The following is an 18,174-nucleotide window of genomic DNA, read 5'->3' as shown; positions in this document are numbered from 1 at the left end:
CCAAATTATTTATCTAAAATTTCACCTGATTTTTTTGCTACACGCACCTTTTTGCCGTCCACAATTTTATAACCGACACGAGTCGGTTCACCTGTTTTTGGATCTAATGGCATTACATTTGATACATGAATAGGCGCTTCTTTACTGATAATTCCGCCTTGTGTATTATCTTGAGAAGGCTTCGCATGTTTTTTCACGATGTTCACGCCTTCCACAAGCACGCGGTTCTTTTTCGGATATGCTGCAAGGATCACGCCTTGTTTTCCTTTATCTTTTCCGGCGATCACCATTACTTTGTCACCCTTCTTAACATGCATCGATTACACACCTCCTTGGTAAGCCAAACTCATAATTAAAGTACTTCTGGAGCAAGAGAAACGATTTTCATAAAGTTTTTATCGCGAAGTTCACGCGCAACCGGTCCAAAAATACGAGTACCTCTCGGGCTTTTGTCTTCGCGGATGATGACGCATGCGTTTTCGTCAAAACGAATGTACGAACCGTCAGGACGGCGCACACCACGTTTTGTACGCACAACAACAGCTTTTACTACATCACCTTTTTTAACAACGCCTCCTGGTGTTGCTTGTTTAACCGTACCGACAATAATATCACCGATATTTGCTGTTTTACGACCAGATCCGCCAAGAACTTTAATTGTTAACAATTCACGTGCACCAGAGTTATCAGCAACTTTTAAACGAGATTCTTGTTGAATCATGTTCGTGACCTCCCTTCGGAATTTTTTTCATCCGAACCAAATTAAATAATAACTGCTTCTTCTACAATTTCAACTAAACGGAAACGTTTTGTTGCAGATAGCGGGCGAGTTTCCATAATGCGAACGATATCGCCGACTTTCGCTTTGTTTTGCTCATCATGAGCTTTGAACTTTTTAGAATATTTCACGCGTTTTCCGTAAAGCGGGTGTTTTTTATAAGTTTCAACAAGAACAGTGATGGTCTTATCCATTTTATCCGACACGACGCGTCCAGTATAAACTTTGCGCTTGTTGCGTTCACTCATTTGGCAAACCTCCTCTCACGATTATTTGTTTGCAGCAATTTCTCTTTCGCGAATAATAGTTTTCATTCTAGCAATCGTTTTGCGTACTTCACGGATGCGGGCAGTATTTTCAAGCTGACCAGTCGCAAGCTGGAAGCGCAAGTTAAACAATTCTTCTTTTAAAGATTTCACTTTTTGTTCAATTTCGGCAGTGGTTAGATCACGAATTTCTTTAGCTTTCATTTGATTCACCACCAATTTCTTCACGTTTTACAAATTTTGTTTTGATCGGTAATTTATGAGATGCAAGACGCAGTGCTTCACGTGCAACTTCTTCAGAAACACCCGCAACCTCGAACAATACTTTACCCGGCTTCACTACGGCAACCCAGCCTTCAGGTGCCCCTTTACCGGAACCCATCCGTACTTCTAAAGGTTTAGCCGTGTATGGTTTAGACGGGAAAATTTTAATCCAAACTTTTCCGCCACGTCTCATATAACGCGTCATCGCGATACGTGCTGCTTCAATTTGTCTGTTGGTGATCCAAGCAGGCTCAAGAGCTTGAATGCCATATTCACCGAAATGAACTTCAGTGCCGCCTTTTGCACGTCCGCGCATTTTCCCGCGATGTTCTCTACGATATTTTACGCGTTTAGGCATTAACATAATTATTTGCCTCCTTCCTCATTGTTCTTTTTAGCTGGAAGAACTTCTCCACGATAAATCCAAACTTTTACGCCCAATTTTCCGTACGTTGTATCCGCTTCTGCAGTTCCGTAATCGATGTCTGCACGAAGAGTATGAAGCGGTACCGTTCCTTCACTGTAATGTTCAGAACGTGCGATATCTGCACCACCAAGACGGCCGGATACCATTGTTTTAATACCTAATGCACCTGCGCGCATTGCACGTTGGATCGCTTGTTTTTGAACACGACGGAACGAAGCGCGGTTTTCTAGCTGACGTGCAATATTTTCCGCAACAAGTTTTGCATCTAAATCAGCTTTTTTAATTTCTAAAATATTAATGTGCACACGTTTGCCAGTTAGTTGGTTCAAAGCCTTTCTTAAAGCTTCGACCTCTGTACCACCTTTACCGATAACCATTCCTGGCTTAGCTGTGTGGATAGTGATATTTAAACGGTTTGCCGCACGTTCAATTTCAATGCGGGAAACGGATGCATCGCTTAAACGTTTATTAATGTATTCACGAATTTTGAGGTCTTCATGTAACAGGTCTGCATAATCTTTTTCTGCATACCATTTCGATTCCCAATCACGAATGATGCCAATTCGAAGACCGACTGGATTTACCTTTTGACCCACTAATTATCCCTCCTTTTTTTCCGAAACAATGATCGTAATATGGCTTGTGCGTTTGTTGATTTGGCTCGCTCTACCTTGTGCACGTGGTCTAAAGCGTTTCAAAGTTGGTCCTTCATCAACATAAGCCTTTTCAATATATAAATTGTTTCCGTCCATGTCATAGTTATGCTCTGCATTTGCAACAGCCGATTTTAACACTTTTTCAATAATTGGTGAAGCAGCTTTAGGTGTATGGCGAAGAATGGCAATTGCCTCACCAACTTGCTTTCCTCGGATTAAGTCAATAACTAAACGAGCTTTACGAGGAGCAATTCGTACTGTTCTCGCAACAGCTTTAGCCTGCATCCTAAAATCCTCCTCTCATATTAGCGTTTTGTCTTCTTGTCATCGCCGGCATGGCCTCTGTAAGTACGAGTTGGAGCAAACTCTCCAAGCTTATGTCCTACCATGTCTTCAGTAATGTATACCGGAACATGTTTTCTTCCATCATAGACCGCAATGGTATGACCGATGAAAGATGGGAAAATAGTTGAACGGCGAGACCAAGTTTTGATGACTTGTTTGCTTCCAGTTTCATTTAATTTTTCGATTTTTTTCATTAAATGATCATCGCAGAATGGTCCTTTTTTTAAGCTACGACCCATAATGTTACCTCCCTTCGTGATTGCGCTACGGTTCTGATGAACCGTAGAACAACCCCGTTATTTTTTACGACGGCGAACGATAAATTTATCGGATTTGTTTTTCTTTTTGCGAGTTTTAAACCCAAGAGTCGGTTTACCCCAAGGCGTCATAGGAGATTTACGACCAATAGGTGCTTTTCCTTCTCCCCCACCGTGCGGGTGATCGCTAGGGTTCATAACAGATCCGCGAACTGTTGGACGTTTGCCTAACCAGCGGGAACGTCCTGCTTTACCAATATTAATTAATTCATGCTGCTCATTCCCTACTTGGCCGACAGTGGCACGGCAAGTTGCCAAAATCATGCGGACCTCACCAGAAGCTAAACGAACTAATACATATTTTCCTTCTTTACCAAGCACTTGAGCTGAAGTACCTGCAGAACGAACCAATTGTCCGCCTTTTCCTGGTTTTAATTCGATGTTATGAATGACAGTACCTACTGGGATATTTTGAAGAGGAAGTGCGTTTCCAACTTTAATATCAGCTGTAGGTCCTGACATTACTTCCATTCCTACTTTTAAGTTTTTAGGAGCCAGAATATAGCGTTTTTCTCCGTCAACATAGTTAATTAATGCAATGTTTGCGGAGCGGTTTGGATCGTACTCAATAGTAGCAACGCGTCCTGGTATTCCATCTTTATCGCGCTTAAAATCAATAATACGATATTGACGTTTATGGCCTCCGCCTTGATGACGAACAGTTAGCTTACCTTGGTTGTTGCGTCCTGCTTTTTTATGAAGCGGAGCAAGCAACGACTTTTCCGGCTTGTCAGTAGTGATTTCAGCAAAATCAGATACTGTCATGCCGCGGCGACCGTTAGAGGTTGGTTTATATTTTTTAATCGCCATCTCAGTTTCCCTCCTTCACTTTCAAAATTATGCTTCGAACAATTCGATTTCTTTGCTGTCTGCCGTTAATTTCACGATTGCTTTTTTACGGCGATTTGTCAAACCGCTGAACCGGCCAACACGTTTAAGTTTTCCTTTGTAATTCATAATGTTGACTTTTTCAACTTTGACATCGAAAATTTTTTCAATAGCGTCCTTCACTTCTGTTTTGTTTGCTTTCACATCTACTTCAAATGTATATTTTTTGTCAGCTACTAGATCCATTGAACGTTCAGTGATGATGGGGCGCTTAATAATATCTCGAGGATCCTTCATTATCCAAGCACCTCCTCTACTTTTTCCACCGCTGCTTTTGTAATAACAAGTTTATCATGGCTCAACACATCCAACACGTTGATTCCATTAGCCGTAACAACTGTTACACCTGGAATATTGCGTGCAGACAGGATTACATTTTCGTTTTCGTCTCCTGTTACAATCAGCGCTTTTCTGTCAACGGAAAGCCCTTTGAGAATTCCAGCCATTTCTTTCGTTTTTGGAGCTTCCAACACTAAATCTTCTAATACAACAATATTGTTCTCTTGAACTTTAGAAGATAAAGCTGATTTGATTGCTAAGCGGCGGACTTTTTTCGGTAATTTGTATGCATATGTGCGAGGTGTTGGTCCAAATACTGTCCCACCTCCGCGCCATTGAGGTGAACGGATGGATCCCTGACGTGCGCGTCCTGTACCTTTTTGACGCCATGGCTTACGGCCACCGCCACTAACTTCAGAACGGTTTTTTACTTTATGAGTGCCTTGTCTTTGAGAAGCTCTTTGCATAATGACAGCTTCAAATAATACGTGTTTATTCGGCTCAATACCAAAAACAGAATCATTTAATTCGATTTCGCCAACTGCTGATCCGTTTTGGTTATATAACGTAACTTTCGGCATTTTTCCGTTTCCTCCTTTCCTGTTGAAATTACTTCGCTTTTACTGCAGATTTAATAATAACTAATGATTTTTTCGGTCCCGGAACATTCCCTTTGATTAAAAGAAGATTGCGTTCAGCATCTACTTTTACAACTTCAAGATTTTGAACGGTTACGCGTTCACCGCCCATTCTTCCAGGAAGTTCTTTTGATTTAAAAACACGGTTTGGTGCAATGGCTCCCATTGAACCAGGACGACGGTGGTACCGTGAACCGTGAGACATTGGGCCACGTGATTGTCCGTGACGTTTAATCGCACCTTGAAATCCTTTCCCTTTAGAAATACCTGTCACATCAACAAGTTCCCCAGCAGAAAAAATGTCTACTTTAACCTCTTGACCAATTTCATACTCGTCTACATTAGCACCTCTAACTTCACGAATGAAGCGCTTAGGAGCAGTATTTGCTTTTGCAGCGTGACCTTTTTCCGGCTTGTTTGCAAGCTTTTCACGCTTGTCTTCAAAACCTAGTTGAATCGCATCGTAGCCGTCTGTTTCAACAGTCTTCTTTTGAAGAACGACGTTTGGGGATGCTTCAACTACAGTAACAGGAATTAATTCACCGTTTTCTGCAAATACTTGCGTCATTCCAATTTTTCTTCCTAAGATTCCTTTGGTCATGAGTCACACCTCCTAAATTTCAAATGTTTTAATCTATCGTTACAGTTTAATTTCAATGTCTACACCAGAAGGCAAATCTAAACGCATTAACGCATCAACCGTTTGCGGTGTAGGGTTGACAATATCGATTAAACGTTTATGTGTACGCATTTCAAATTGTTCACGAGAATCTTTATATTTGTGCACTGCTCGAAGAATTGTATAAACTGTTTTTTCAGTCGGTAGCGGAATTGGACCAGAAACATTTGCTCCCGAACGTTTTGCAGTTTCCACAATTTTTTCGGCAGATTGATCAAGGATTCTGTGATCATACGCTTTTAATCGAATTCGAATTTTTTGTTTTGCCATTATTTTCCCTCCTTTTCGCCTACTTTCCATAGACAATTCTCCACGAGAATTTCCTGTACGCCCGCCATGGCAAAGCGGCCGGGTGTATCAGCAACCTCCCGCTTCATCGCAGTCAAAGACCAACGTTATACATTATATAAAAAACAGGTGTCTAATGCAAGAAAAAATCAGGATTTCCTATAAAATTTAGTGTTGTTTCTTTAAAAGTTAAAGCGTTGCAGACTTCATATTTATAATAAAAAAAGCGAGCCTATTCGACTCGCTTTTTTCAATTAGTCAAGGATAGCTGAAACAGATCCTGCACCTACAGTACGACCGCCTTCGCGGATAGAGAATTTCGTACCGTCTTCAATCGCAACTGGAGAAATGAGTTCAACAGTCATTTCAACGTTATCTCCAGGCATTACCATTTCTACGCCTTCTGGAAGAGTGATAATTCCAGTTACGTCTGTAGTACGGAAATAGAATTGTGGACGGTAGTTAGAGAAGAATGGAGTATGACGTCCACCTTCTTCTTTAGAAAGAACGTAAACTTGTGCTTTGAATTTTTTGTGCGGTGTGATAGAACCAGGTTTTGCTAAAACTTGACCGCGTTCTACTTCGTCACGTGCGATACCGCGAAGTAAAGCACCGATGTTGTCTCCAGCTTCAGCTTGATCAAGAAGCTTACGGAACATTTCAACACCAGTAACAGTTGTTTTCTTAGATTCTTCAGCTAAACCAACGATTTCTACTTCGTCACCAACTTTTACAACGCCGCGTTCTACACGACCAGTTGCAACTGTACCGCGACCAGTGATAGAGAATACGTCTTCAACAGGCATCATGAAAGGTTTTTCTGTATCGCGTTCTGGAGTTGGGATGTATTCGTCAACTGCGTTCATTAATTCAATGATTTTTTCTTCCCATTCAGCATCTCCTTCAAGTGCTTTAAGCGCAGAACCTTTGATAACAGGTACATCGTCGCCAGGGAAGTCATATTCAGAAAGAAGGTCACGAACTTCCATTTCAACTAGTTCTAATAATTCTTCGTCGTCTACCATGTCGCATTTGTTTAAGAATACAACGATGTAAGGCACACCTACTTGGCGAGATAAAAGAATGTGCTCACGAGTTTGCGGCATAGGACCGTCAGCAGCAGAAACAACTAGGATAGCGCCGTCCATTTGAGCAGCACCAGTGATCATGTTTTTAACATAGTCTGCGTGTCCAGGGCAGTCAACGTGTGCATAGTGGCGGTTGTCAGTTTCGTATTCTACGTGTGCAGTTGAAATCGTGATTCCGCGTTCACGCTCTTCTGGAGCACCGTCAATTTGATCATATGCACGAGCTTCAGCTTTACCTTGTTTTGCAAGAACAGTAGTAATAGCTGCAGTCAAAGTAGTTTTACCATGGTCAACGTGGCCGATTGTACCAATGTTAACATGTGGTTTAGAGCGTTCATATTTCGCTTTAGCCATAAGTAATTTTTCCTCCTTAAAAAAATATGTTTCATTTTAAATAAATATATAGAATACTTGGAGGCGGCGCAAGTGCATCCGCATCCAAGGGCTACATAAGTATTTATACTTGAACAATGGTTGAAAATCAATTATTCGCCTTTATTTTTTTTGATAATTTCTTCTGCAATGTTTTTAGGCACCTCTTCGTAATGATCGAAGTGCATCGTAAATGTACCGCGTCCTTGTGTATTGGAACGAAGTGCGGTTGCATAACCAAACATTTCAGCGAGTGGAACCATTGCTTTTACAACTTGTGCATTTCCACGTGCTTCCATTCCTTCCACACGTCCACGGCGTGAAGTGATATCACCCATGATGTCTCCCATGTACTCTTCAGGTACAATTACTTCAACTTTCATAATTGGCTCAAGGAGTACCGGGTTACATTTTTGAGCAGCATTTTTAAGGGCAAGTGAAGCGGCAATTTTAAACGCCATCTCACTTGAGTCAACATCGTGGTAAGACCCATCAAAAAGTTTAGCTTTAATGTCAATTAACGGATAGCCTGCAAGCACACCGTTTTGCATAGCATCTTCCAAACCAGCCTGAACCGCTGGGATGTACTCGCGTGGAACGACACCACCGACAATTGCGTTTTCGAATTCAAATCCTTTTCCTTCTTCATTTGGACTGAATTCGATCCAAACGTGACCGTATTGTCCGCGTCCGCCTGATTGACGTACGAATTTACCTTCAACTTGTGCGGATGAGCGGAATGTTTCGCGATACGCAACTTGTGGCGCACCTACATTACATTCAACTTTAAATTCACGTTTCATACGGTCAACGATAATGTCAAGGTGAAGTTCGCCCATACCGGCAATAATTGTTTGGCCAGTTTCCGGATCCGTATGCGATTTGAATGTTGGGTCTTCTTCAGATAGTTTTTGCAATGCTGTTGACATTTTGTCTTGGTCTGCTTTTGATTTAGGTTCAATCGCAACTCTGATAACAGGCTCTGGAAACTCCATCGATTCTAAAATAACCGGATGATTTTCATCACATAGAGTATCTCCAGTTGTTGTATCTTTTAAACCAACTGCAGCAGCAATATCACCTGCATATACCATTGGAATTTCTTCGCGGTGATTCGCGTGCATTTGTAGAATACGTCCAATCCGTTCACGTTTACCTTTTGTGGAATTGGATACGTATGAACCGGAACTTAATGTTCCTGAATATACGCGGAAGAAAGTTAATTTTCCTACATATGGGTCTGTCATTACTTTAAACGCCAATGCAGCAAATGGTTCATCGTCGCTTGATTTGCGAACTGTTTCTTCCTCTGTATCAGGGATGACGCCTTTTATCGGTGGCACATCAATTGGCGATGGCAAGTAATCAATTACCGCATCCAGCATTAGCTGCACGCCTTTGTTTTTAAAAGCTGAGCCGCATAAAACAGGATAAAACTCAACGTTACAAGTACCTTTACGGATAGCTGCTTTAAGCTCGTCAACGGAAATTTCCTCTCCTTCAAGGTACTTCATCATCAATTCTTCATCAAGCTCTGCAACTGCTTCAATCAATCGAGTGTGCAGCTCTTCTGCTTGTTCTTTATACTCGTCTGGAATTTCACGAGCTTCCGAACGCGTACCTAGATCATCCAGATAGTAATATGCTTTCATTTCCACAAGGTCAATGATACCTTCAAATTGATCTTCTGCTCCAATCGGGAGCTGAATAGGGTGTGCGTTAGCCTCTAAGCGATCGTGAAGTGTTTTGACAGAGTATAAAAAGTCTGCGCCGATTTTATCCATTTTGTTAACAAATACAATGCGCGGCACTCCGTATGTTGTTGCTTGGCGCCAAACTGTTTCCGTTTGCGGCTCAACACCAGACTGAGCATCAAGAACTGCAACTGCTCCGTCTAGGACTCTCAAAGAACGTTCAACTTCAACCGTGAAGTCTACGTGCCCTGGCGTATCAATAATATTGATCCGATGTCCCTTCCATTGAGCTGTTGTAGCGGCAGATGTAATGGTAATACCGCGTTCTTGTTCTTGCTCCATCCAGTCCATTTGGGAAGCTCCTTCGTGAGTCTCCCCGATTTTGTGAATGCGGCCTGTATAGAACAAAATTCTCTCAGTTGTTGTCGTCTTACCAGCATCAATGTGCGCCATAATACCGATATTGCGAGTTTTTTCTAAGGAGAACTCTCTTGGCATCGGGTAATTTCTCCTTCCTTCATGGGTATTGATAAATATTATGTTTATTACCAGCGATAATGTGCAAATGCTCTATTCGCTTCAGCCATTTTATGTGTATCTTCACGCTTTTTCACTGCCGCACCTGTGTTGTTTGCTGCGTCAATGATTTCAGCCGCAAGACGTTCTTCCATCGTTCTTTCACCACGAAGGCGGGCATAGTTTACTAACCAGCGAAGACCCAAAGTTGTGCGGCGTTCAGGACGAACCTCTACAGGTACTTGGTAGTTTGCGCCCCCTACACGGCGTGCACGAACTTCTAATACTGGCATAATATTTTTCAATGCTTGTTCAAACACTTCCATTGGATCTTTGCCAGTTCGTTCTCTCACGATATCAAATGCATTGTAAAGAATTTTTTGCGCTTTGCTTTTTTTACCGTCAATCATGATTTTATTAATCAGACGAGTTACTAATTTTGAATTGTAAATTGGATCTGGTAGTACGTCACGTTTTGGTACAGGTCCTTTACGTGGCATCACTAAATTCCTCCCTTCATTCTGTATTTATTATATTATCTTTTAGTTTTTAGGACGTTTCGTTCCATATTTGGAACGGCCTTGCTTACGGTTTTCAACTCCAGCTGTGTCAAGAGCTCCGCGTACGATATGATAGCGGACACCAGGCAAGTCTTTTACACGTCCGCCGCGGATTAGCACAACGCTGTGCTCTTGCAGGTTATGTCCGATCCCCGGAATATAAGCTGTTACTTCAATTCCGTTTGACAAGCGGACACGTGCATATTTACGAAGAGCTGAGTTTGGTTTTTTAGGTGTCATTGTTCCAACACGTGTACATACTCCTCGTTTTTGCGGCGAAGATAAATTTGTTTGTTCTTTTTTGAAGCTGTTGTATCCTTTGTTTAACGCAGGAGATTTTGATTTTACTACTTTGCGCGTGCGGCCTTTTCGCACTAATTGGTTAATTGTAGGCATATACATTTCCTCCCTTCAAACGTTTTTTCAAACCCACACATCCAGGCGGTTCATAATTTGGTAAAAACAATTGTTTTTGCAGAAATCTACAAAAACAATGTTTATTTTATAATTGCAACAGCTGCCGCTCCAACTTCTATTCCGCAAGCTTTTCCGAGCTTCTTCATAGAATCGACCTTAATTAAAGGAACTTCTTTCTCTTCAGCCAGCTGAACCACTTTGTTTGTCACTTTCGGGTCAGCATCCACTGCAATGATAACTTCCTTTACAGTGTCATTTTTCAGAGCTTTCACTGTTTGCTTTGTACCAATAATAATCTTTTCAGCCTGTGCTACTTTTTCATAAGACATATTTCATATCCTCCAAAGTGACAGGTGATATTTACACACCTTGATAATATTAACATTGGAAAAGATGGATGTCAACTGTGCATTTTACGGCATCCATCTTTTCCCCGACAATTATTCAACCGAAATCGTTTCGTCAACGGATTTTTTATTCATGACCGGTTTTATTTTTCTATAGAGCTGCATTCCTGTTCCAGCCGGAACAAGCTTACCGATAATAACATTTTCCTTCAAGCCTAACAGTTCATCCCGTTTTCCTTTAATGGCCGCATCCGTTAATACGCGTGTTGTCTCTTGGAATGATGCGGCAGACAAGAAGGACTCCGTTTCAAGCGATGCCTTTGTAATACCGAGCAATACCGGCCGTCCTGTTGCAGGGCGTTTTCCTTCCAAAAGCACCTTTTTATTCGCTTCTGTAAATTGATGAACGTCAAGGAGTGTTCCCGGCAGAACATCCGTATCGCCGGAATCGATGACACGGACTTTCCGCAGCATTTGCCGCACCATTACTTCAATATGCTTATCGCCGATTTCCACACCTTGCATTCTGTACACTTTTTGCACTTCACGAAGCAAATATTCTTGAACGGCTAAAATGTCTTTTACTTTCAACAATTCTTTTGGATCTATTGAACCTTCCGTAATTTCTTGGCCGCGTTCTACACGGTCCCCCACAGCTACTTTTAAGCGGGCGTTAAATGGCGCCGTGTATGTGCGTGTTTCCACTTCACCGCGGACGACAATTTCTTGCTGCTTATCTCTCACTTCATTAATTTCAGCAACTACCCCGTCAATTTCTGAAATAACCGCTTGCCCTTTTGGATTACGGGCTTCAAACAATTCTTGAACACGCGGCAAACCTTGGGTAATATCGTCGCCGGCAACCCCACCGGTGTGGAAAGTACGCATCGTCAGCTGTGTACCCGGCTCTCCGATCGATTGAGCAGCGATAATTCCTACCGCTTCGCCTACTTCGACATCAGTGCCGGTAGCCAAGTTCCGTCCATAACATTTTTTACATACACCATGTCTTGTATTACATGTGAATGCAGAGCGAATCCAAACTTCTTCTATCCCTGCATTGACAATTTGAGCTGCTATGTCTTCGGTAATCATTTCATTTTCCCTGACAAGCACTTCGCCCGTTTCAGGATGAATAACCGATCTTCTTGCATATCGTCCGATAATCCGTTCCTCGAGTTTTTCGATAACTTCTGAACCGTCTTTCAGCGCTCTCGCTAAAATTCCTCTGTCTGTTCCGCAGTCTTCCTCACGAATAATCACATCTTGCGCAACATCTACAAGGCGGCGTGTTAAATAACCGGAGTCAGCAGTTTTTAATGCTGTATCTGCCAGACCTTTTCTGGCACCATGGGTCGAGATGAAGTATTCTAACACTGTCAAACCTTCTCTAAAACTCGATTTAATCGGAAGCTCAATAATTCGTCCAGCAGGGTTAGCCATCAGTCCGCGCATTCCCGCAAGCTGCGTGAAGTTAGATGCATTTCCGCGAGCTCCTGAATCGCTCATCATGAAAATCGGATTCCGCTTATCTAATGAATTCATCAGCTTGCTTTGAATGGTGTCTTTAGCAGCACTCCAAATAGAGATAACACGATCGTACCGCTCATCTTCAGTGATTAATCCGCGTCTGAATTGCTTCAAGACATTGTCAACTTTAGCTTGCGCCTCTTTTAAAATTGCTTCTTTTTCCGCCAACACAACAATATCAGAAACACCGATTGTAATTCCGGCTTTAGTCGAATATTTAAAGCCTAAATCTTTTAAGCGGTCAAGCATCTTCGATGTTTCAGTAATATGGAATCTCTTAAAGACTTCGGCAATAATTTTTCCTAAAATTCCTTTTTTAAATGGAGGAATGATTTCTTGGTTTTTAATGTGCTCCCGCACATCTACCTGTGCCGGATCAACAAAATATTTATCAGGCGTGCATTCTTGAATGTTCTTAGTTGACGGCTCATTAATATACGGGAACGAATTCGGCAGTATTTCGTTGAATATTAATTTTCCTACCGTTGTGATCAGAAGCTTTTTATTTTGTTCTTCTGTAAATGTTTCGTTCTTTAAGGAACCGGCATGTACTGCAATTCGTGTATGCAAATGTACATGGCCGTTTTGATAGGCAATGAGCGCCTCATCAGGATCTTTGAAAATTTTCCCTTCTCCGATCGCTCCTTCACGTTCCATTGTTAAGTAATAGTTCCCCAACACCATATCTTGTGAAGGCGTAACAACCGGTTTTCCGTCTTTCGGATTTAAAATGTTTTGAGCCGCAAGCATTAACAGCCTTGCTTCTGCTTGTGCTTCTGCCGATAACGGAACGTGAACAGCCATTTGGTCACCGTCGAAGTCAGCATTATAGGCTGTACATACCAACGGATGTAGACGAATGGCACGCCCTTCGACTAACGTCGGTTCGAACGCTTGGATTCCTAATCTGTGCAAAGTCGGTGCCCGGTTAAGCAGAACCGGATGTTCTTTAATGACTTCCTCCAACACATCCCAAACTTCAGGATGGACGCGTTCAATTTTCCGTTTGGCGCTTTTAATGTTATGTGCCAGCCCTTTTTCAACAAGCTCCTTCATGACAAAAGGCTTAAAGAGCTCAAGCGCCATTTCCTTTGGCAAACCGCATTGATACATTTTCAGATTTGGGCCGACAACGATAACGGATCGTCCAGAGTAGTCAACCCGTTTTCCTAACAGGTTTTGACGGAAGCGTCCTTGCTTTCCTTTCAGCATATGAGAGAGTGACTTCAGTGGACGATTTCCCGGTCCAGTAACTGGACGACCACGGCGTCCATTGTCAATAAGTGCGTCAACAGCCTCTTGAAGCATCCGTTTCTCATTTTGCACGATGATACTTGGCGCTCCAAGATCCAACAGTCTTTTTAAACGATTGTTTCGGTTAATAACACGGCGATACAAATCGTTCAAATCGGAAGTTGCAAAGCGTCCGCCATCCAATTGAACCATCGGCCGCAATTCAGGCGGAATGACAGGAAGTACATCCAACACCATCCATGAAGGGTCATTTCCGGAATTTCTGAATGCCTCCATCACTTCAAGGCGTTTAATCGCTCTTGTGCGCCGCTGGCCTTGAGAAGATTTAAGCTCTTCTTTTAACGCTTCTACTTCTTTATCAAGATTGATATCTTGCAATAATTTTTTAATTGCTTCCGCACCCATTGATGCTTGGAAGGCATTTCCGTATTTCTCGCGGTATGTGCGATACTCTTTTTCAGATAAAAGCTGTTTCTTTTCAAGTGGTGTGTCCCCAGGATCTGTCACGACGTAAGAGGCAAAATAAATAACTTCTTCCAATGCTCGAGGTGACATGTCAAGAACTAGTCCCATACGGCTTGGAATCCCTTTGAAATACCAAATATGAGAGACAGGGGCAGCAAGTTCGATATGCCCCATTCTCTCCCGACGCACTTTTGCTCGCGTAACCTCAACACCGCATCGATCGCATACTACGCCTTTATAGCGAACCCGTTTATATTTTCCGCAGTGGCATTCCCAATCTTTTGTCGGACCGAATATACGTTCACAAAACAAACCGTCTTTTTCAGGCTTTAAAGTACGATAGTTGATCGTTTCTGGTTTTTTCACTTCACCATATGACCATGAACGAATTTTATCAGGTGAAGCAAGACCGATGTGCATATACTCAAAATTATTTACATCCAGCAAGGGGCCTACCTCCCTTTTTATCTTCCGTAGCAAAAAATTCCTTTACTCTTTGGCAACTGCATCTTTTTCTTCTTTATCAACAACTTCCTCTTCGATTGTATCAGTCGTTAAAGAGAGGCCATCTGACTGGGTGGAATTTACCTCATCTTCCAATTCTCTCATTTCGATTTCTTGTTCATCGCTTGAGAGAATTTTAACATCCAGTCCTAAGCTTTGAAGCTCCTTAATTAATACTTTGAAAGATTCAGGAACTCCAGGTTCAGGCACATTTTCGCCTTTTACGATTGCCTCGTATGTTTTTACACGACCGACAACATCGTCTGATTTTACAGTAAGGATTTCTTGCAATGTATATGCTGCTCCATAGGCTTCTAAAGCCCAAACCTCCATTTCTCCGAACCGCTGTCCACCGAACTGTGCTTTACCGCCGAGCGGTTGCTGTGTAACAAGCGAGTATGGACCTGTGGAACGAGCATGCAGTTTATCGTCAACCATGTGCGCCAGTTTGATCATATACATGATTCCGACAGACACGCGATTATCGAAAGGTTCCCCAGTGCGGCCGTCGTAAAGGACCGTTTTCGCATCACGGGCCATCCCAGCTTCTTCAATTGTTGACCATACATCTTCTTCTGTCGCACCATCGAATACCGGAGTTGCAACATGAATGCCCAACTTCTTAGCCGCCATTCCTAGGTGCAATTCCAATACTTGCCCGATGTTCATCCGGGAAGGTACTCCTAATGGATTTAACATGATGTCAACTGGTGTTCCATCCGGCAAAAACGGCATGTCCTCCTCAGGGAGAATTCGGGAAATAACCCCTTTGTTTCCATGGCGGCCTGCCATTTTATCTCCTTCAGAGATTTTACGCTTCTGTACAATGTATACACGCACCAGCTGGTTGACACCTGGAGGCAGTTCATCTCCGTCTTCACGGTTAAACACTTTTACATCAAGAACAATACCTCCGCCCCCATGCGGAACACGAAGTGATGTATCACGAACCTCACGTGCTTTTTCTCCAAAAATAGCGTGCAATAATCGTTCTTCAGCAGTCAGTTCTGTAACTCCTTTTGGCGTTACTTTCCCAACAAGCAAGTCGCCGTCTTTAACTTCTGCTCCAATGCGGACAATGCCTCGTTCATCCAAGTTGCGAAGAGCGTCTTCTCCGACATTTGGAATATCACGAGTGATTTCTTCCGGACCCAATTTTGTATCACGGGATTCAGACTCATATTCTTCAATATGGATGGAAGTATAGACGTCTTCTTTTACAAGACGCTCGCTCATGATGATGGCATCTTCATAGTTATATCCATCCCATGTCATAAAGGCGACAAGTACATTTCGGCCTAAAGCAAGCTCTCCCTTTTCCATGGAAGGACCGTCAGCTAAAATTTCGCCTTTCTCGACTTCGTCTCCAACAGATACAATTGGGCGCTGATTGTAGCACATTCCTTGGTTGGAACGGACGAATTTCAACAATTTGTACTCGTCGAGATCACCTTTAACCTTTTGGCCGTCCACTTCTTCATAACGGCGAACTAAAATTCTGTTGGCTTCAACTCGTTCGACAACGCCTGCGTGCTTGCAGATGACAGCTGCTCCAGAGTCTCTAGCCGATACATACTCCATTCCGGTACCAACAATAGGCGCTTCTGGTTGAAGCAAAGGAACAGCTTGGCGCTGCATGTTCGCACCCATTAATGCACGGTTGGAGTCATCGTTTTCCAAGAACGGGATACAAGCTGTTGCTGCTGATACAACTTGCTTAGGCGAAACGTCCATGTAGTCGACACGGTCTTTTTTCACCACTATGTTTTCCCCGCGGAAACGGGCAACAATATTATCTTCTAAAAACGTTCCATCCTCTGCTACTGGCACGTTAGCCTGAGCAACAACATAGTTATCTTCTTCGTCAGCTGTCAAATAGTCAATTCGGTCTGTTACCTTCCCTGTTTCAGGGTCAACTCTTCTATACGGCGTTTCAATAAAACCGAAACGGTTTACTTTTGCATATGTTGATAATGAGTTAATCAATCCGATATTTGGACCTTCAGGCGTTTCAATTGGACACATGCGTCCATAATGGGAATAATGGACGTCGCGAACTTCAAAGCCTGCTCGTTCACGTGTGAGTCCGCCAGGTCCCAATGCAGATAAACGGCGCTTATGCGTCAGTTCTGCAAGAGGATTGGTTTGATCCATGAATTGGGACAATTGGGAGCTGCCAAAAAATTCTTTAATGGCTGCAATTACTGGACGGATGTTGATTAATTGCTGCGGAGTAATCGTATTGGCATCCTGAATGGACATTCTTTCCCTCACAACACGCTCCATCCGTGAAAGTCCGATTCGGAACTGGTTTTGCAAAAGCTCCCCTACCGAACGAAGACGGCGGTTTCCTAGATGGTCAATATCATCTGTATTTCCTACTCCATATAGCAAATTAAAGAAGTAGCTGATGGACGCAATAATGTCTGCTGGCGTAATGTTTTTTACACTTTCATCAATGTTTGCGTTGCCAACAACGTTGAGAATTTTTTCTCCATCCGGATCGTTTGGAGCATAAATTTTAATAGATTGGTACGTGATGTCTTCATCAACTACTCCACCATCAGGAGTGAATTTTTTAAACCCTATTCCTTTTTCAAGGTAAGGCAAAATTTTATCCAGCGTTCTTCTATCAATAATAGTTCCTTTTTCAGCAATGATTTCTCCAGTTTCAGGGTCGACTAGAGTTTCTGCTAATCGTTGATTAAAGAGTCGGTTTTTGATATGAAGTTTCTTGTTAATTTTATATCTGCCGACACTTGCTAAATCATATCTTTTTGGATCAAAGAAACGGGAGATCAATAAGCTTTTTGCATTTTCAACTGTTGGCGGTTCACCAGGACGCAGGCGTTCGTAAATTTCAAGAAGCGCCTTTTCTGGGCTTTCGGTATTGTCTTTATCCAACGTATTTCTTAAATATTCATTTTCTCCGAACACATCGATGATTTCTTGATCAGAGCCAAACCCAAGGGCACGTAAAAGAACCGTAACTGGTAATTTGCGAGTGCGATCAATGCGGACATATATAACATCTTTTGCATCTGTTTCGTACTCTAACCAAGCGCCACGGTTTGGAATGACGGTAGCTGTAAAGCCCTTCTTACCGTTTTTATCAATTTTGTCGCTGTAGTAAACACTAGGTGAACGGACTAATTGGGAAACAATTACTCGTTCTGCGCCATTGATCACAAATGTGCCGGTTTCCGTCATAAGCGGAAAATCGCCCATAAATACATCTTGATCTTTCACTTCGCCTGTTTCTTTATTAATTAGGCGCACTTTTACCCGCAGCGGGGCAGAATAAGTAACATCGCGTTCTTTTGCTTCTTCAACGGAGTATTTCGGTTCACCTAAGCTGTAGTCAATAAACTCAAGCGAGAGGTTACCAGTGAAATCTTCGATAGGAGATATGTCTTGAAACATTTCACGAAGACCCTCATCAAGAAACCACTGATACGAAGAGGTTTGGATTTCAATAAGATTAGGTAATTCCAACACTTCTTTAATTCGCGCATAACTTCTGCGTTGGCGGTGTCGTCCGTACTGAACTAGTTGACTTGTCAACTGAGTCACCCCTCAAATCAGCATAATAATATCTTGTA

20 protein-coding genes are annotated in these 18,174 nt (G+C 42.5%); all 20 read right to left on the bottom strand.

The window, feature by feature from the left end:
* Window positions 1–5: 5 nt before the first annotated feature.
* Window positions 6–317 carry a 50S ribosomal protein L24 gene (gene rplX, locus NSU02_RS00835; RefSeq protein WP_339193834.1) on the bottom strand — a complete coding sequence of 104 codons (312 nt, stop codon included), beginning with the start codon at window positions 315–317 and terminating at the stop codon, window positions 6–8.
* Between the two features lie 35 nt (window positions 318–352).
* On the bottom strand, window positions 353–721 hold the full coding sequence (gene rplN, locus NSU02_RS00830) for a 50S ribosomal protein L14 (protein WP_063387168.1): 369 nt from the start codon (window positions 719–721) through the stop codon (window positions 353–355).
* A gap of 41 nt (window positions 722–762) precedes the next feature.
* Entirely contained in the window at window positions 763–1,026 is a 264-nt protein-coding gene (gene rpsQ / locus NSU02_RS00825; protein WP_063387167.1) for a 30S ribosomal protein S17, read from the bottom strand.
* 21 nt (window positions 1,027–1,047) lie between these two features.
* On the bottom strand, window positions 1,048–1,248 hold the full coding sequence (gene rpmC, locus NSU02_RS00820) for a 50S ribosomal protein L29 (protein ID WP_063387166.1): 201 nt from the start codon (window positions 1,246–1,248) through the stop codon (window positions 1,048–1,050).
* A complete protein-coding gene (gene rplP / locus NSU02_RS00815; RefSeq protein WP_063387165.1) occupies window positions 1,238–1,672 on the bottom strand; it encodes a 50S ribosomal protein L16 in 435 nt (144 codons plus the stop codon). Before rplP ends, rpmC begins: the two co-directional genes overlap by 11 nt.
* Window positions 1,673–1,674: 2 nt before the next feature.
* Entirely contained in the window at window positions 1,675–2,331 is a 657-nt protein-coding gene (gene rpsC, locus NSU02_RS00810) for a 30S ribosomal protein S3 (protein WP_063387164.1), read from the bottom strand.
* Between the two features lie 3 nt (window positions 2,332–2,334).
* Window positions 2,335–2,676 carry a 50S ribosomal protein L22 gene (gene rplV / locus NSU02_RS00805; RefSeq protein WP_063387163.1) on the bottom strand — a complete coding sequence of 114 codons (342 nt, stop codon included), beginning with the start codon at window positions 2,674–2,676 and terminating at the stop codon, window positions 2,335–2,337.
* A 20-nt stretch (window positions 2,677–2,696) separates the two neighbouring features.
* Window positions 2,697–2,975, bottom strand: coding sequence for a 30S ribosomal protein S19 (gene rpsS, locus NSU02_RS00800; RefSeq protein ID WP_063387162.1), 279 nt, complete (start codon window positions 2,973–2,975; stop codon window positions 2,697–2,699).
* A 57-nt stretch (window positions 2,976–3,032) separates the two neighbouring features.
* Window positions 3,033–3,863 carry a 50S ribosomal protein L2 gene (gene rplB, locus NSU02_RS00795; RefSeq protein ID WP_063387161.1) on the bottom strand — a complete coding sequence of 277 codons (831 nt, stop codon included), beginning with the start codon at window positions 3,861–3,863 and terminating at the stop codon, window positions 3,033–3,035.
* Window positions 3,864–3,890: 27 nt separating this feature from the next.
* Window positions 3,891–4,178, bottom strand: coding sequence for a 50S ribosomal protein L23 (rplW, locus tag NSU02_RS00790; protein WP_063387160.1), 288 nt, complete (start codon window positions 4,176–4,178; stop codon window positions 3,891–3,893).
* On the bottom strand, window positions 4,178–4,801 hold the full coding sequence (gene rplD / locus NSU02_RS00785) for a 50S ribosomal protein L4 (RefSeq protein ID WP_063387159.1): 624 nt from the start codon (window positions 4,799–4,801) through the stop codon (window positions 4,178–4,180). The genes rplW and rplD overlap by 1 nt, the downstream gene beginning before the upstream one ends.
* 28 nt (window positions 4,802–4,829) lie before the next feature.
* Window positions 4,830–5,459: a 50S ribosomal protein L3 gene (gene rplC / locus NSU02_RS00780; protein ID WP_063387158.1), complete on the bottom strand. Its 630-nt coding sequence runs from the start codon at window positions 5,457–5,459 to the stop codon at window positions 4,830–4,832.
* A gap of 39 nt (window positions 5,460–5,498) precedes the next feature.
* On the bottom strand, window positions 5,499–5,807 hold the full coding sequence (rpsJ, locus tag NSU02_RS00775; RefSeq protein WP_063387157.1) for a 30S ribosomal protein S10: 309 nt from the start codon (window positions 5,805–5,807) through the stop codon (window positions 5,499–5,501).
* A gap of 272 nt (window positions 5,808–6,079) precedes the next feature.
* On the bottom strand, window positions 6,080–7,267 hold the full coding sequence (tuf, locus tag NSU02_RS00770) for an elongation factor Tu (protein WP_063387156.1): 1,188 nt from the start codon (window positions 7,265–7,267) through the stop codon (window positions 6,080–6,082).
* Between the two features lie 131 nt (window positions 7,268–7,398).
* The gene (gene fusA / locus NSU02_RS00765; protein ID WP_063387155.1) at window positions 7,399–9,477 is read right to left on the bottom strand and encodes an elongation factor G; all 2,079 of its coding nucleotides are present in this window, start codon (window positions 9,475–9,477) and stop codon (window positions 7,399–7,401) included.
* Window positions 9,478–9,524: 47 nt separating this feature from the next.
* The gene (rpsG, locus tag NSU02_RS00760) at window positions 9,525–9,995 is read right to left on the bottom strand and encodes a 30S ribosomal protein S7 (RefSeq protein WP_063387154.1); all 471 of its coding nucleotides are present in this window, start codon (window positions 9,993–9,995) and stop codon (window positions 9,525–9,527) included.
* Window positions 9,996–10,037: 42 nt separating this feature from the next.
* Window positions 10,038–10,451: a 30S ribosomal protein S12 gene (rpsL, locus tag NSU02_RS00755; RefSeq protein ID WP_063387153.1), complete on the bottom strand. Its 414-nt coding sequence runs from the start codon at window positions 10,449–10,451 to the stop codon at window positions 10,038–10,040.
* A gap of 101 nt (window positions 10,452–10,552) precedes the next feature.
* The gene (locus NSU02_RS00750; protein ID WP_063387152.1) at window positions 10,553–10,801 is read right to left on the bottom strand and encodes a 50S ribosomal protein L7ae-like protein; all 249 of its coding nucleotides are present in this window, start codon (window positions 10,799–10,801) and stop codon (window positions 10,553–10,555) included.
* 111 nt (window positions 10,802–10,912) lie between these two features.
* On the bottom strand, window positions 10,913–14,515 hold the full coding sequence (gene rpoC, locus NSU02_RS00745; protein WP_117017138.1) for a DNA-directed RNA polymerase subunit beta': 3,603 nt from the start codon (window positions 14,513–14,515) through the stop codon (window positions 10,913–10,915).
* 42 nt (window positions 14,516–14,557) lie between these two features.
* Window positions 14,558–18,136 carry a DNA-directed RNA polymerase subunit beta gene (rpoB, locus tag NSU02_RS00740; RefSeq protein WP_339193827.1) on the bottom strand — a complete coding sequence of 1,193 codons (3,579 nt, stop codon included), beginning with the start codon at window positions 18,134–18,136 and terminating at the stop codon, window positions 14,558–14,560.
* Window positions 18,137–18,174 lie beyond the last annotated feature (38 nt).

It is taken from the genome of Aeribacillus sp. FSL W8-0870 (assembly GCF_037963755.1).
GTDB lineage: Bacteria > Bacillota > Bacilli > Bacillales > Aeribacillaceae > Aeribacillus > Aeribacillus composti.
The sequence above is the reverse complement of the archived record's forward strand: the minus strand, read 5'-3'. Positions and strand labels throughout refer to the sequence as shown.

Excerpts from the sequence above, each read along its gene's own strand:
- rplX (WP_339193834.1), bottom strand. The coding sequence starts at position 317 with ATGCATGTTAAGAAGGGTGACAAAGTAATGGTGATCGCCGGAAAAGAT.
- rplN (WP_063387168.1), bottom strand. The coding sequence starts at position 721 with ATGATTCAACAAGAATCTCGTTTAAAAGTTGCTGATAACTCTGGTGCA.
- rpsQ (WP_063387167.1), bottom strand. The coding sequence starts at position 1,026 with ATGAGTGAACGCAACAAGCGCAAAGTTTATACTGGACGCGTCGTGTCG.
- rpmC (WP_063387166.1), bottom strand. The coding sequence starts at position 1,248 with ATGAAAGCTAAAGAAATTCGTGATCTAACCACTGCCGAAATTGAACAA.
- rplP (WP_063387165.1), bottom strand. The coding sequence starts at position 1,672 with ATGTTAATGCCTAAACGCGTAAAATATCGTAGAGAACATCGCGGGAAA.
- rplV (WP_063387163.1), bottom strand. The coding sequence starts at position 2,676 with ATGCAGGCTAAAGCTGTTGCGAGAACAGTACGAATTGCTCCTCGTAAA.
- rpsS (WP_063387162.1), bottom strand. The coding sequence starts at position 2,975 with ATGGGTCGTAGCTTAAAAAAAGGACCATTCTGCGATGATCATTTAATG.
- rplB (WP_063387161.1), bottom strand. The coding sequence starts at position 3,863 with ATGGCGATTAAAAAATATAAACCAACCTCTAACGGTCGCCGCGGCATG.
- rplW (WP_063387160.1), bottom strand. The coding sequence starts at position 4,178 with ATGAAGGATCCTCGAGATATTATTAAGCGCCCCATCATCACTGAACGT.
- rplD (WP_063387159.1), bottom strand. The coding sequence starts at position 4,801 with ATGCCGAAAGTTACGTTATATAACCAAAACGGATCAGCAGTTGGCGAA.
- rplC (WP_063387158.1), bottom strand. The coding sequence starts at position 5,459 with ATGACCAAAGGAATCTTAGGAAGAAAAATTGGAATGACGCAAGTATTT.
- rpsJ (WP_063387157.1), bottom strand. The coding sequence starts at position 5,807 with ATGGCAAAACAAAAAATTCGAATTCGATTAAAAGCGTATGATCACAGA.
- tuf (WP_063387156.1), bottom strand. The coding sequence starts at position 7,267 with ATGGCTAAAGCGAAATATGAACGCTCTAAACCACATGTTAACATTGGT.
- fusA (WP_063387155.1), bottom strand. The coding sequence starts at position 9,477 with ATGCCAAGAGAGTTCTCCTTAGAAAAAACTCGCAATATCGGTATTATG.
- rpsG (WP_063387154.1), bottom strand. The coding sequence starts at position 9,995 with ATGCCACGTAAAGGACCTGTACCAAAACGTGACGTACTACCAGATCCA.
- rpsL (WP_063387153.1), bottom strand. The coding sequence starts at position 10,451 with ATGCCTACAATTAACCAATTAGTGCGAAAAGGCCGCACGCGCAAAGTA.
- NSU02_RS00750 (WP_063387152.1), bottom strand. The coding sequence starts at position 10,801 with ATGTCTTATGAAAAAGTAGCACAGGCTGAAAAGATTATTATTGGTACA.